The following is a 13,142-nucleotide window of genomic DNA, read 5'->3' as shown; positions in this document are numbered from 1 at the left end:
GGCGTCGCGGGCCTGCGTGCGGGTGAGCGCGGGCACCGGCGCCGGCGCGGCGGTGACGCGGGGTGTCGTCGTCCCGGCGGCAGGAGTGCCGCTGCCGCTGTCGTTGTCGCTGGTGCAGGCAGTGCTCGCGAGGGCGAGGCCCAGGACGGTGGTGATCAGTGGCAGTGTGCGGCGGACGGTGCGGATGGATACTCCTCGGTCTGGCGAAAGGGGGAAGGGGGCGGTTGGGGGCGGTTGGTCGCACCGGTGTGGTGGCTGCTCAGCGGTGGCGCGCGGTGCTGCTGACCTGCGGCGCGACAGGCGGCCGGGTGGATGTGGCAGTCGGCGAGGCGGCCGGCGTGGTGGCGTGGCGGAGGTTCACGCCGATGCCCCTGTCCGCGAGCTGGTGGGTGAGGGCCCGCAGGCGCAGTGCGCGGCCGTCCTCGCCATAGGAGGCGGGCAGGAGGAACGCGGCCTGGAGGGGGTGGTACTGGAAACCGAGGCTGTACAGCGTCATCCGGGCATCCTCGGGAACACTCTCGTACGGTGCGCCGAGTGCTCCGTCCTCGTACCAGGTCAGGGTGACCACGCGGGCCGCCTGCGGTGGTCCGGGGCGGTGCGGAGGTTCCGGGTGGGTTGCCGCGTTGTGGCGCACCGTGTTCAGGGCCGCCTGGTAGCGGGGCAGGAGACGGCGGGTGACCTGGGCTGCTGCACGTGCCGGATCGTCGGGGACAGCGATTCCGGACGGATCGTCGACCTCCGCGAAGTGGTGGGGGCGGATGCCGTGGCCTTCGGGCTCCAGCGCAGCGACGACGAACTGGTGACGGCGCAGCGGGCGGTCCGCGACGTAGAGCTGCAGGTTGTCCGGACCGTGAAGGATCGCGTGGTGGCCGAGAACATATTGATGGGCGACGGCGGCGACGTGGCCGGAGTCCCAGAGCCCGCGGCTGGTCTCGAACTGGTCCTTGTACGGGGCGTGCCGTTCGTACGTGCTGGTCCAGCGGTCGGGCAGCCGGGCGGCCAGGGCATGGGCGAAGGCGGAAAGGTCGGTGCGGAGTGTGGGCATGTGATCCCAGGGGCGGTTCGGGTGAAGTGAGCGAGGAGGACTGCGTGATCTGCCACGGAGGGCGACGGGCATGACGCCCGACCTCTTCTCGTACGAGGGCGGGGCCCTACCGGCGCCGGGGGTTTACCGGGGCGGCTTCCGGCGCGGCGGCGGGGACCTGCGGGTGGCCGGGTGTGATCGGCGGGGAGAGCTGCGCGGCGTCGTGCTGGAGTTGACGGCCTGCCTCGTGGAGGTGCTCTCGGGCACTGTTGAGCCGGGTTGTGAGCAGCAGGCGGGTGGCGTCCCGGACACCGGTCAGCAGAGCGGAGCGCGGAAGAGCGGCGGCCTGGTGCAGAACACCGGCGTGGGCGACGGCCTGGGTCAGGTCGGCCAGGGCGCGCCCGAGGGTGCTCACGGCATGGGTCAGTGCGGTGACCCGGCGCCGGGTGGCTTCGGCCTGCGCTCCGGGGTGGCTGCGGGCCTCGCGGTCTGCTGTGGCTGCGGCACCGGTGACGTGGACGATCAGCCCGACGGTGTCACGGACGCGGTCTTCGAGTTCGTCGAGGTTGTCGTTGACGGTGTGCGCGGGGCCGGTGAGGGGCATGTCGTCGGCCGTGTGGTGAATGTGCTCGGCCAGGCTGCGGAGTTGGACCATGGCATCGAAGCCGGACAGCACGGGGGCACTTTCGCGGGCCCGTGAGGCCGGGGTCAACGGCGTGGTGCCCGGAGGGACTTCGGTGCCGCTGGCGGGAGGTCCGGCGAGGGAAGCTGCGGCGTCCGGGGCAGGGCTCGGGACGGCAAGGGCACCGGCGGCGGTGAGGTCAGTGCGCGCATCCCTTCTTCCGTCACATGCAGTATTTCTCCGAGGTCGCGGACTTGGGCTGCGGCGTCGGCGAGGTCGTCCGACAGGTCGAATCCCTCGTCCTGCTCGGCGTCCTTGGCTTTGTCGGCCGCCGCTTCGAAGAAGTCGGCGAGCCGTTCCAGAAGGCCCTTGTCCGGGTCTACGATCTGGTGCAGCAGGTTGGCGACTTCCGCGTGCGACTCGGTTCTGTTGAGACGGTCGGTCAGAGCGCGCAGAGCATCGCCATAGGGGTAGACGGAGGCATCTTCCACGTCGCCGGAGAGATCCGGGGCATTGGACCCGTGGGGCTCCGGGGCGGCGGCCACGAGCGGGGTTCGGGCGGACGAGGCGGTGTCGGGCAGCAGCCCGAGCCGGGCAAGGTGCTGGTCGATCGCCTCGACCAGGGGCGTGGCGCTCATGCCGTGCCGGACTTCGGGCCGCTCGGGGGCACCGGAGCCGGCGCTGGGGGCGGAGTCGTAGATCACCTCGAACAGCTCGTGGTGATCAGCGTGCTGGCGGGTCACGGTCCACCCCTCCGGATCCCCGAACGGGGCGTTGGGGGTGGTCTCCTGCGGCGGGCCGATGATCAGGTAACTGCTGTCCGCGAGCGGTACGCGCACGATGAAGGAGCTGAGGGCGAACTCGATGTCGCATGTCAGTCCGCGCTGCCGCAGTGGCGTGGTGATGTGCGCGTGATGGCGCCACTGCTCCTGCCACCAGGCGGTGTTCGCGTTGCGGTGGTCGGGGAGCGGGGCGAGTGGCACCCCCTGGGCCGTCTCGCGGCGGGCGCCGGGGCGGGGTGAGTCCGGGCCTCCCGGATTGTCAGTGGCCACGGATTCTCCCGCGGGAGGCGGGTGCCCGGTGCGGCGACGGGATCCGGCGGGCGGGACGGGGTGTGGCGGTGACCGCGTATGCGTCGCGGGCGTCGGCCGGGTTGTGTTCCATCTGGGCTTCGTGTCCGGGGGACTGCGCGAGGAGGGCGTCGTGCTCGGCTTGGCACTGCTGGTGCTCGGCCCAGTCGGCGTCGCTGAAACTGGCGGGGCGGGTCAGAGGGCTCCTTGAGACTGGTACGTGGATACTTCGGTGCAAGCCGGTACTCCAGCAGGATGTTGCTGTCTGAGCTGCGGGTTTGGCTGGATGGCCGGGTTGTAGCGGGACGTGGACATGAGCATCAACAGCTTCGCGTCCGCCTCCAGCCGGTGCCCGATACGGCCGATCAGGTCTCTGCTTCGGCGCCGGTCTGGTGCGGCGTAAGGGATTCAGGAGGCGGGACTCCTCTTCCTCGCCGCCCCTGGATGCAAACCTGAGGGCAAGCCGCAATGAATTCCAGGAGCAGGTTCCGGAAATTTTACGTTCCGATCCCGGCCCGGCAAGGCGGACCGCCTTTTCCTTGTTGCTCCGGCGACCCCTCACCAAAGGTCGAGGTAAAATGCGGCGCATGGTAGCGGAAGTCGTGTTGGAAAAGATCTTCGGCGTTCTTCTCTTTCTTCTGCTGGGGATCATCGGGGTCAGCGAGTCCGTGAACGCGTGGCGCAAGTTCCGGCTGTCCATGCGGGGGGAGTGGATCGACGCCGACCTGGTCGGCGCACGCGAGGACGAGGACGAGGACGGCAGGGCACGTTTCTATCCCGTCGTGGCATTCACCCCTCCCGGCGGCGAGGAGATCATCGCCGAGTCCCCGAACTGGAAGTCCTATCCGCCCAAAATGGAAGCCTTCTCGGATGAAAAGGTCCGGGTGATCTACGACCCCGTCAACCCCCAGAGCATAGAAATCGCCGGGTATCGCGGAGACGGCCGCGTCAAGACGGCCTTCATCGCGCTCGCTTTGTTTGCCACTGCGGTGGCGCTTTTCACCGAGATTGTCCTCTGATCAGGTGAGAGAGTCCAAGGGGCGGATGCCGTGGCGGCCCCGGAGGTATTTGACGAGGTTGGAGTAGGCGACCGATCTGCCTTCCCTCTTTGACTGACCGCGTTGTGTGCGCCTCTGTTCCATGCCGCCGAGGCAGGTTGTGGCCAGCTTCCCCAGCGCCCCGCTGACCGCGCCCGCGGGCCGTCCCTCGATCATGCGACAACGCCCACGTAATGACAGCGATGCGGGACTGCTTGGCGTCGTCGGCGCAAGTTCGACCAGTTCAATCGGGAGATCGCCACCGTCTGCCCGTAGTGGAGATCAGCGAGGAGTGCTGCCAGATCCTCTCCAGCCTTTCGCGCTGGCGCCGATGACGGCACACCGCCGCGGACGATCGTGATCTGGATCAAAGACCTCACGCAAACGTCTTGATCACGACCCGATACCCGCCCTAACGGTGGGGCGCGCCCTGCCCGGGCGGCGGAGGCGCCGGGACCTCCCGGCCGGCAGACGGGGGGAAGAAGCGGTGGAATTCGAGATGGTCGTGGAGACCCTTGACGGCCTCGCCGAGCGATTCCGACGTGCGCCGCAGATAGCGGCGCGCCGTCGCGTGGATGATGACCATGCGGTTTTCCTGGTACTTCCGGTCGGTCGGCGAGGAGTTCAGGGACAGAGCCTCCTGCGCGGTCCCGGCGAAGTACGGCACGGCGTGGCTGGAGTGGGTGGCTGCGATGGCGAGGTGGGCGAGCAGGCTGGTGCCGGCGCGGGTCGTGCTGGTGGCGCTGTGGGCGAAGCCGACGGTCAGCTGGACGACTTCGCGGGAGAGGGCCTGGGAGTCGAGAGCCTGCTGGAGCAGCCCGGGATAGGACGGCTCAGCCGGTACATGACCGGTCTCGTCCAGCAGTTCCCACTGCTCGGTGGCGTCGAGGAATCTGCCTCGCAGGGTGTCGAGGGTTTCGATGAGGCTTAGCGTGGTGCTGCGGGGTATCAGGTCGCGACGTGCGTCGGCATTCATGGACTGACCGCTCTGGCTGGTGGTGGGGGCGTCGCCGGGGCTTGATGTGGCCGGGTCGGTGAGCGTGAGGTGTGGAAGCAGGAGGGGATCGAGTTCGTACCTGTGCCGGGTCAAGGGCGCGGGGTCGGTGAAGGAGCGGTGGAACGCCTCGACGAGTACGGGTGGTGTGGCCGGGCTGAACCGGGCTTGCCAGGCGTGTTCTCGTGGACCGGCGCGGAACTCCCATCTGGTTTGTTCCTCAGGCGGCCGGTTCGCCGGGTGGCTGTAGGGGGTGGCGGAGTAGCTGGCCAGGTTGTCGGGTGCTTTTCCGTGGGAGACGCGTGGTCCTGAGGAGCCTGTCCAGGTGGGCGGGAGGGGAAGGTCGTCGGGCTGGTCGTTGTCCGGGGCGAACAGGGTGTGGGGGGATTCGGCGAGTGTGCGTGCCAGCGTGGTGATGACGGCCGTCAGGAACTCGGTGGGCGCCTGGTCGTCCAGGGAGATGTGCCACAGGGGCGACTTCAGCGGATGTGTGCTGGCGGTGATCTGGATCGGCTTTTCTGCGGGGACTTCGGGGAGCCAGCCGACCCGGACACGCAGGCACGGGCTCGTGAAGAGCCTGAAGTCATACCCGTCGTCGATGCAGGTCCACCCGTGTTGGAACAAGGCGGCGGTGAAGATCTCGAAGGCGTCGTCGCGAGGGCCGGCCAGGTAGCGCGGAGTGACGAGCACCTCGGTGCCCTCATGGGCGGAGCCGGTTTCGGAAGGTGGATGAACGGCGTTCTCCTCAGGTGGCGGCGTTCTTGTCGAAGGGGGACTCGCCCGCAAGCTCACGGGAATGCGGCCGCAATTTCCCGGAACTGACAGGCTTTTCAGTGCATGCGGGCGTCGGTGTCGAAGAGGGCCAGTTCCTGCTGGTGCAGGAGGTGCTGGACGATGAAGCTGCGTCCGGCGACCTTCCACAGTCCGCGGCCCCGGTTGAGGTGGGCGATGGCGTCCATCTCGACCGTGGTCAGGCCGAGGAGGGCGGCGGCTGCGTGGAGTTGGTCGGTTTCCTGGCGGTAGATGATGCGGGTGGAGCAGTCGGCGAGGAGGCCCTCGGCCAGGGCGCGGCCCTGTGATCCGGCGTCGCCGGCGGTGAGCAGGTCGGACAGCCGGTGGATGACCATCAGGTTCGCGATGCCCAGCCCGCGGCTCAGTTTCCATTGGGCTTGCATGCGCTGGAGGAGGCCGGCGTGGCGCATCAGGCGCCATGCCTCGTCGTAGACGATCCAGCGCCGGCCGCCGTTCGGGTCGGTGAGGGCGGACTCCATCCAGGCGGAGGCGCAGGTCATCGCCAGGACGAGCGCGGTGTCGTCGCCGAATCCGCCGAGCCGGGACAGGTCGATGGTGAGCATCGGCGCGCTGGGGTCGAACCGTACGGTGGAGGGGGCGTCGAACATGCCGGCGAGGTCGCCGGCCACCAGGCGGCGCATGGCGTGGGCGAGGTCGCGGGCCGCGTCCCCGAGCCGCCCGGACATCATGCCGGCGGCCTCGTCGAGGGCGGCGGAGTCGTTCAGGGCGGCGGCGATGTCGCCCAGGAGCGGGGCGCGGCCGGTTTCGGCGGCCCGGGTGACGACGGTGTCCAGGGCGATGTCGAGGGCGGTGTGCTCGGTGGGCAGCAGGTCCCGGCCGAGGACGGTGCGGGCCAGCGAGCCGAGCAGCAGCAGACGCCGTTTACGGATCTCCCCGGCCCAGTCCGTCTCGGTCACGCTCGCGGGGCGCGGGGCGGCGTCCAGGGGGTTGAGTCTGCCGGGCAGCCCGGGGCCCAGGGCGACGGAGGTGCCGCCCAGCGCCAGAGCGACCGGGGTCCATTCGCCCTTGGGGTCGCAGGGGACGTAGACACGGTATCCGAAGGCCACCGACCGCAGCGCGAAGCTCTTGGCGAGCGCGCTCTTGCCCTGGCCGATCACGCCGGCGAGCAGGACGTTGGGGTTGGTGAAGCCCTCGACCTTCCCGTACAGGGCGAAGGGGTCGAACACGTAGGAGGCTTCGGCGTGGACGTCGCGGCCGATGTAGATGCCTTCGGCGCCGAGCCCGCCTTCGGCGAGGAACGGGTACGCCCCGGCGGCGATGGCGGTGGTCATGCGGTGGGCGGGCAGTTTCAGCCGGTTCCCGCGGGCGGAAGCCGGCCCCGGGCGTCCGCCCGCCGGATACAGGGGCGCGGGGGCTGCGTGTTCCGCGGGCTCCGAGCCCGGGGAAGGGGTGGTGGCTTCGGCGCGGGCTTTCGCGGTGGCTTCGGCGAGTTCACGGCGTGCCGTTTTGCGGCTGGCGCGGTCGGTGCCGTGCGGGGTGAACAGCGGGCTGGCGGAAGCACGGCGGTCCCGGCGCCCTGGCCGGCTCAACGGGCCTCCTGGTTTCGGCGGCTGTTCATCGCACACATGCGGTGGTGTGGGGGCGGTTGAGGTCGGTGGGGGTGGTGGTACGGCGGGCGATGTGTCCGGCGGCCAGGTGCCGCTGGCAGATCGTGAGGACGGGGGGTCCTTCCGGGAGCCGTTCGGGGTGGCACCGGTCCGCGTCCGGCGCGGTGCCGGGCAGGAGGTGGAAGGCGTCGTGGACGGCGGCGGTCGTCTGCCAGAGGCGGGTGCGCGCGGTGGCGAGGTTGCGGCCCGCGCCCGGATGGGGCGGGCGCGCGGTCTCGGCGAGCTGGTCGAGGAGCTGGTGGAGGGCGGTGAGGTGGGCGTGGAGCACGTTCAGGTGGACGCGGTCCACCACCAGGGTGTCGGCCCGGACACTTCGGGTGTGGTGGCGGATGCCCGCGCTCGCGGCCCGGAGATAGGGGTGCGCGTCACTCGGGCGCGAGGATGTGGTCAAAAGAGAGTGTTCCTTCCTGCCGCTGCCGGGGCTGAATCGTCTGTGCGGGCGGCTTCCTCACAAAGCGGTATGCGCGAGGGGGAGGGCGGCGAGGGTGAAGGCGGGAGGCTGCTGGTAGTGGAGGCGGCGCAGGTCGACGCCGGCGGTGACGGCGGCGGTCTCGATCTGTGCGCACGCCGCGTCCAGAGCGCGGTCGGTGGTGGCGGTGAGGGTGACCAGACCGGTCAGGGCGACGTCCGCGTGCCCGGCGATGAGCTGGCGTTCACGGGCTTTGACGTCGGCGTATTCGACGGAGTCTTCCTCGCTGTCGACCTGCCCGCGACGGGTGCGTTCGCTGGCGTCGGCGATGATCGCGGCCTTGCGGCGCTGGACGTCGCGCAGCGCGGACTCCAGGGACTGCGGCACGTAGAGGAGGGAGAGGGTGCGCCGGACGCCGGGGGTGAACATCAGCCCGTGGAGGAAACCTGCGCCCATTTCGGTGCGGGGCCAGTTCTCCACCCAGTAGGTGGTGTGGCGGGCGGTGTCGGTGGCGAGCCGGTCGTACTCCTCATACTGAACGACAGGGCCCGCAGCGGCCGGGTCGGCCTCGGCCCGGCCGGTCGCCGACCACTGCTGCAGGGCGGGCAGGGCGGTGGGGTCGTAGGCGGTGCGGATGACGGCGGCGATCTCCCGCGCGTTCAGCCATCCGTTCACCATCAGTCCGGCGTCCCGCGCTGCCTGCGCGATCGACGCGGTGGTCTGTTCCATCACCGTGAACGCCCCGGGCAGTCCGCCCCCGGCCTGGCTGATGAGCCTCTTGGCGGCTTTGAGGTCGAGGGAGATGGCCAGGTAGGTCTCGTGCGGGGCTGCGGCGGGTCCGGCCGAGGCGACGAGATCGGCGTAGATCTGTCCGGCGACCGGTGCGGTGGAGTGGCCGTGCCGGGCCCAGTGGCGGGCCAGGGTGTCGCCGCCGTCGGGAACGGTCCGCTCCAGCACCTGCACCGCGGCGACATGCCCGGTCCGGGCGGTGCCGGCGAGAGCGCGCCCCCAGCCGGTCACGTGATGGTTCTGCGTGGCGGGATCGAGCAGGACGAAAGCGCGCGAGGAGACACGGGCAACGGCCGTCAGGGTCTGACGGTGCGGATCGTGCACGGCCGCGGCTCCGTTCGCGGAGTCGCCCGGGGTGACGACCCTCAGAGAGGCTGCGGTTCCGGGCAGGTGGAGGATGCCGTCGTGGCGGGGACGGGTCACGGGCCGGGCGAGCCACAGGATCTGGCTGGTCCGGCGCCGGTACGCGTAGCGGGCGACGACCGGAGCCCAGTCGACAAGCGAGCGCCCGTGACGCCGGATCACGACCAGCGCGCCGATCGCGGCCCACAGCGGGGCCAGGACGATGGCACCGAGCAGACCGGCAGAGAGCAACGTCCCCAGCAGCAGCGCCAACGCGGTGGAGGTGAGGATGAGTTGGGGCAGGGAGAGGCCGAGGAGGATGCCTCGCCGTGACCGGTGCGGGAATTTGACCGTGAGCGGGGCAACGGAGAGATCAGACAGTGGGTGTCCTGGATGCGCGGGCGGAACCGGGGTCGGGAGGCGAGGCGGGACACCTCCCGCCCCAGGGAATGGGGCAGTTGGTCAGTGGCCGGACGGGGGCTGCCCGGCTGCCGCCGGGCCGGCCCCGGCGGACTGCGGACCGGACGCGGACGGCGGCGGGCCCTGCGGCGGCGGGCTGGTCGTCGGCGGGGTGAAAACCCGTTCGCTGCCCTGGCCGGCCGTGGCGCCGGGCGAGGAGGCGCCTGGTCCCGGGCTGCCGCCGATCTGGCCGCTGGTGTCCTGGGACGGGCTGGTCGGCGCGGGCTGTACGGCCTTCTCCAGACCGGACTTGACCGCATCGCCGCCGGGCGAGAGGCCGGTGCCACCGCTCTGTGGGCTGCCCTGGCCGTCTCCTGCGCCGGTGGGGCCGGAGGTGATGTTGCCGGGGAGTGAGTCCGGGCCTTGCGGGGCGGCTCCGCCAACGGATCCGGCACTGGAACCAGCTCCTGCGCCGGCTCCTGCTGCGGCGCCGCCGGTTCCGGCGGTGGCCGCCATCGCGGCGGCCTTCTTCGCCGCCCGCTCGGCGTGCTGTTTGGCGAGCTGGGCGCCGGCGCCACCGGCGCGGTGCAGGGACTCGCCGTCGCTTCCCTCGCTCGCCCAGTGGACGAACTTGAAGGTGGCATACGGGCAGAGCAGCACCAGGATCATGATCACGATGCCGGCGAGGACGTCGGCGAGCGCGGTCAGACCGTCCTTCGACTCGGTCTCGCCCATCGCGGAGACACCGAGCACGAAGATGATCGTCATCAACAGCTTCGAGACGACGAGGGTGGAAGTGGCCACGATCCAGCCTTTGCGCCAGCGGCGTCCGGCCTCCCAGCCGCCGCCGGCTCCGGCGAACGCGGCCAGCGTGACCATGATCAGGATGCCGACCTTGCGGACCATCATCACGCACCAGTACAGGAGCGCTCCGATGGCCGATCCCAGGGCGGCGAGAACCATCACCATCCAGCCCAGGCCCGAGAGCGCCCCGAGCTGTCCGACCCGCACGATGCGCCGCACGGCGGTCTCGATCGACAGGTTGGCGGACGCGAGGAGCCCCGCGGACAACGCGTCGACCACTTCGAGGGCCACCGTTGTGATGGCGATGGCGGCGAACGCGAAGAGCACACCGGAGGCGGTGCCGGTGAACGCCTGGGCGAGGGCCTGGCCGTCCCGCCTGACTGCGGCCCGCACCAACTGGGCGCAGAACGTGGCCACCAGGACGATCAGGGCGATCGGGAGGATGGTCTCGTAGTTGTCGCGGAACCAGGCGGCGTTGAGGTCGACGCGGGTGGTGGCGTCGACCGCCTTGGCCGCGAGATCGGCCGAGGCCGCCGCCAGCTCACCGGTCGACTTCGCCAGCCAGTCACCGATCGCCTTGCCCGGATCGGAAGCGAAATCGACGGCCTCTCCGACCACGCAGACCGGGCCCGTCAGGGGAAGATCACAGAACTCCACGAGGGACTCCTTCCGTCAGGGCGCTACGCGCGGGGCGATGGACACGAGGGAACAGTCCTGCGAGGGGCGGCACTGCACGGCGAGCGTGACCGAACGGTCCTCCGCCCCCTGACCGCCCTTCGACCAGGCGATCCGCTGCTTGCCCGTCACGGTCACGGCATAGATGTACGCCTGCGTGATCGCCGACGGATCCTCCGCCAGAGCCTGCTTGAACGCGGAGGGATAGTGGCCCTCGGTCACCGTGGCGGTGGCACGCTGGTGCTGGTCGCCCATCCGCGCCCACAAAGCCGGCGTCGGCATCTGCGCGGACACCGACGACCAGTCGCTGTACCGGCTCTCCTCGGTCATCCACGCCTCCATGCCGGCGAGCTGCTGCTCGTGGCGGGTGGTGCGGGTGTCGTAGGACCAGAGCATCCGGGCTGCGGCCTTCGCGAACTCCACCGGATCGGAGATCCGCGGCGGGGCGGGCACCGAGCCCGTCTTCCCGTCCGTCGGCCGCGCACTGTTCGAGGGCGAAGGGCTGTCGGCCTCGGACGGGGATGCGGCGGCGGGTGGGGGACGGTGTTGTTCACCGCGGCCGGTGAAATACACGGTTGCGCCGGCGATGGCGAGGAGGCAGGCCAGGCCGGTCGCGAGCAGAGCGATGCGCCGGTTCGCCGACAAGCCCTGACCGAAGGGCGCGGGGGAGGGGAAAGGGTTGCGCATCACTGGACCTGGGAGCCGAGGGCGGAGAAGAACCGGACGATCCCGTTGGCGGCACCGAGCCCGATGGCGGCGCCGGCCGCCACGACCGCGCCCTTCTTCCCGTTCGCCTCGGCCTGGTGGCCACCGGAATGGTGACCCCACGCCCAGACACCGAGCGACACGGCGAGCGCGCCGACCACGGCCACGATCCCGAACAGGTTGATCGAGTTGACGACGTTCTTCAGGACCGCCAGACCGGGCAGGCCCCCGTCCTTCGGGGTGATCCCCGGGTCGTAGGCGAGCTGGACGAGACGGTCGGGGAGGGGAGGCAGAGGGATGACAAGGCTCCTTGCGTACGCGGGCCGGGTGAGGGCCAACGGAAGACGGGCGGGGGAAATGGGGAGGGGCGCCAGCGATGCCCAGCGATGCGTGAGGGTGGACTGGTGTCAGAGGACGCGGCGGACGGTGAGGATGTCCCAGTCGGTGAGCGGGGTGATCCGGACCGGCTTTCCGGTGCGCGGCGCCTCGATGGCCAGGCCCTCGCCGAGATACAGGCCGACATGTTCGGGGCGGCTCTTGGTGCCCCGGCTGAAGATCAGGTCGCCGGGCCGGAGCCGGTTGGGGGAGACGGCCTTGCCTTCGCTGACCTGTGTGTATGTGGTGCGGGTGAGTGTCACGCCGGCGTGGGCGTATGCCTGCTGCATCAGCGAGCTGCAGTCGCAGCGGCCCATCGGGTCCGGGCCGTGCGCATCGGTGCAGGAGCCGCCCCACTGATACATCATCCCGAGCTGCCGCATCGCCCACTCGATGGCCTTGCGCGCCCGCGGATCGGCTGACTTGGGGATGGTGTATCCCTTCGGCACGGCGCCTTCGGGGATCTTCCCGAAGGCCGAGCCGTCCGCACGGTCGCATCCGGGGGTGGCGGGTTCGGTGTCCTGGCCGGCGGTGTTGTCGCCGGCGCCGGGGAAGGTGGCGGCGATGGCTTTCTGCAGGGCGGTGGAGAGGGGCTCCCACTGGGCGTAGGCGTCCGGGTAGCCGGAGCGCTGGACCGCCTGGGCGGCCTGGGTGACCGTCATCTGCTGCCAGCCGCTCACCCCCAGCAGCGCCTTGTAGAACTTCTGCGAGGCGTAGACGGGGTCGCGGATCTGCTCGGCGGTGCCCCAGCCCTGGCTGGGCCGCTGCTGGAACAGCCCGAGCGAATCGCGGTCGCCGTAGGAGAGGTTACGCAGACGGCTTTCCTGCATGGCGGTGGCCAGCGCGACGATCTGCCCGCGCCGGGGAACCTGCAGCCCGATGCCGGTGGCGACGATGGTCTGAGCATGGGGAATCTGCTCGTCGGGCAGGGCCAGACCCTCGATACGCACGTCGGAAGCATCCGCGCCGTCGAGAATCCGGGTCACCTCCCCGGTGATTTTCCCGGTGTCGAGGGCGGGCAGGCACGAGCCGATGGCGCCCGTGCTCTGGGCGGATTCGCTGGAGGCGGCCATCATCACAGCCGCGCCGCCCAGGAGGAACGGGGAGAGGACGACGACGCCGATACCGGCGGCGAGCGCCTTCAACCCGCGTGACCCGCTCGCCCACTATCGGGCGCGGACAGGGGAGGGCAACGGGAAGTCATGAGGGTGTCCTTCACGGTGGTGTCCGGGGCGCGGCGTACGCGGGGCGTGGCGGAAGAGGCCCCGCGTCCGGAGGGCGGACGATCAAGGGTGGGGCGCGGGCGAGTTGCCACCCGCGAGGCTTGCCAGGCGTGCGGCGCCGACGAGGTTGGGACAGTCGTCGGTGTGTTCCTGGCGGTTGTAAAACTGTAGGCGCGGATCGGCGGTTGACCAAAAAGTGGGGCGTGGGGGGGGGGGGGTGGGGGCCCCCCCCCCCCCAGGGTATAAAAAAAAAA

At 70.5% G+C, this 13,142-nt stretch carries 12 protein-coding genes; 1 reads left to right on the top strand and 11 read right to left on the bottom strand.

The features are described 5' to 3' along the window. Positions 1-259: 259 nt before the first annotated feature. From ACFXKG_RS28350 to ACFXKG_RS28340, 3 genes are all read right to left on the bottom strand, one after another. Complete coding sequence (locus tag ACFXKG_RS28350; protein ID WP_384844956.1) at positions 260-1,045, bottom strand: hypothetical protein; 786 nt, start codon at positions 1,043-1,045, stop codon at positions 260-262. Positions 1,046-1,151: 106 nt separating this feature from the next. Next, positions 1,152-1,700, bottom strand: a complete 549-nt coding sequence (locus ACFXKG_RS28345; protein ID WP_384844953.1) for a hypothetical protein — start codon at positions 1,698-1,700, stop codon at positions 1,152-1,154. A gap of 32 nt (positions 1,701-1,732) precedes the next feature. After that, entirely contained in the window at positions 1,733-2,698 is a 966-nt protein-coding gene (locus ACFXKG_RS28340) for a hypothetical protein (protein WP_384844950.1), read from the bottom strand. Positions 2,699-3,303: 605 nt separating this feature from the next. On the opposite strand from ACFXKG_RS28340, the gene ACFXKG_RS28335 reads away from it, so the two are divergent. Next, positions 3,304-3,735: a DUF3592 domain-containing protein gene (locus ACFXKG_RS28335; RefSeq protein ID WP_384844947.1), complete on the top strand. Its 432-nt coding sequence runs from the start codon at positions 3,304-3,306 to the stop codon at positions 3,733-3,735. Between the two features lie 430 nt (positions 3,736-4,165). Here ACFXKG_RS28335 and ACFXKG_RS28330 read toward each other — a convergent pair whose 3' ends face one another. The 8 genes from ACFXKG_RS28330 to ACFXKG_RS28295 all read right to left on the bottom strand — a co-directional run bounded on the left by ACFXKG_RS28330 (position 4,166) and on the right by ACFXKG_RS28295 (position 12,810). Beyond that, the gene (locus ACFXKG_RS28330; protein WP_384844944.1) at positions 4,166-5,437 is read right to left on the bottom strand and encodes a DUF317 domain-containing protein; all 1,272 of its coding nucleotides are present in this window, start codon (positions 5,435-5,437) and stop codon (positions 4,166-4,168) included. 140 nt (positions 5,438-5,577) lie between these two features. After that, positions 5,578-7,089 (bottom strand): ATP-binding protein, encoded by a 1,512-nt coding sequence (locus ACFXKG_RS28325; protein ID WP_384844941.1) that lies wholly within the window; start codon positions 7,087-7,089, stop codon positions 5,578-5,580. A gap of 25 nt (positions 7,090-7,114) precedes the next feature. Further along, positions 7,115-7,558 carry a DUF6238 family protein gene (locus tag ACFXKG_RS28320; RefSeq protein WP_384844938.1) on the bottom strand — a complete coding sequence of 148 codons (444 nt, stop codon included), beginning with the start codon at positions 7,556-7,558 and terminating at the stop codon, positions 7,115-7,117. Positions 7,559-7,615: 57 nt separating this feature from the next. Beyond that, positions 7,616-9,088, bottom strand: coding sequence for an SCO6880 family protein (locus ACFXKG_RS28315; RefSeq protein WP_384845269.1), 1,473 nt, complete (start codon positions 9,086-9,088; stop codon positions 7,616-7,618). Between the two features lie 81 nt (positions 9,089-9,169). Then, positions 9,170-10,567 carry an ATP-binding protein gene (locus ACFXKG_RS28310; RefSeq protein ID WP_384844935.1) on the bottom strand — a complete coding sequence of 466 codons (1,398 nt, stop codon included), beginning with the start codon at positions 10,565-10,567 and terminating at the stop codon, positions 9,170-9,172. Positions 10,568-10,582: 15 nt separating this feature from the next. Then, positions 10,583-11,272: a hypothetical protein gene (locus ACFXKG_RS28305; RefSeq protein ID WP_384844932.1), complete on the bottom strand. Its 690-nt coding sequence runs from the start codon at positions 11,270-11,272 to the stop codon at positions 10,583-10,585. Then, positions 11,272-11,583, bottom strand: a complete 312-nt coding sequence (locus tag ACFXKG_RS28300; protein ID WP_384845266.1) for a DUF6112 family protein — start codon at positions 11,581-11,583, stop codon at positions 11,272-11,274. Before ACFXKG_RS28300 ends, ACFXKG_RS28305 begins: the two co-directional genes overlap by 1 nt. Positions 11,584-11,697: 114 nt before the next feature. Beyond that, positions 11,698-12,810 carry a C40 family peptidase gene (locus tag ACFXKG_RS28295; RefSeq protein ID WP_384844929.1) on the bottom strand — a complete coding sequence of 371 codons (1,113 nt, stop codon included), beginning with the start codon at positions 12,808-12,810 and terminating at the stop codon, positions 11,698-11,700. Positions 12,811-13,142 lie beyond the last annotated feature (332 nt).

Origin of the sequence: Streptomyces sp. NPDC059255, assembly GCF_042752355.1 — a bacterium.
Classification (GTDB): Bacteria; Actinomycetota; Actinomycetes; order Streptomycetales; family Streptomycetaceae; genus Streptomyces.
This window is presented reverse-complemented; position numbering and strand designations above follow the sequence as displayed.

What these genes read in the sequence shown, in the direction of transcription:
- ACFXKG_RS28350 (WP_384844956.1), bottom strand. Translation starts at nt 1,045, where the DNA reads ATGCCCACACTCCGCACCGACCTTTCCGCCTTCGCCCATGCCCTGGCC.
- ACFXKG_RS28305 (WP_384844932.1), bottom strand. Translation starts at nt 11,272, where the DNA reads ATGCGCAACCCTTTCCCCTCCCCCGCGCCCTTCGGTCAGGGCTTGTCG.
- ACFXKG_RS28335 (WP_384844947.1), top strand. Translation starts at nt 3,304, where the DNA reads ATGGTAGCGGAAGTCGTGTTGGAAAAGATCTTCGGCGTTCTTCTCTTT.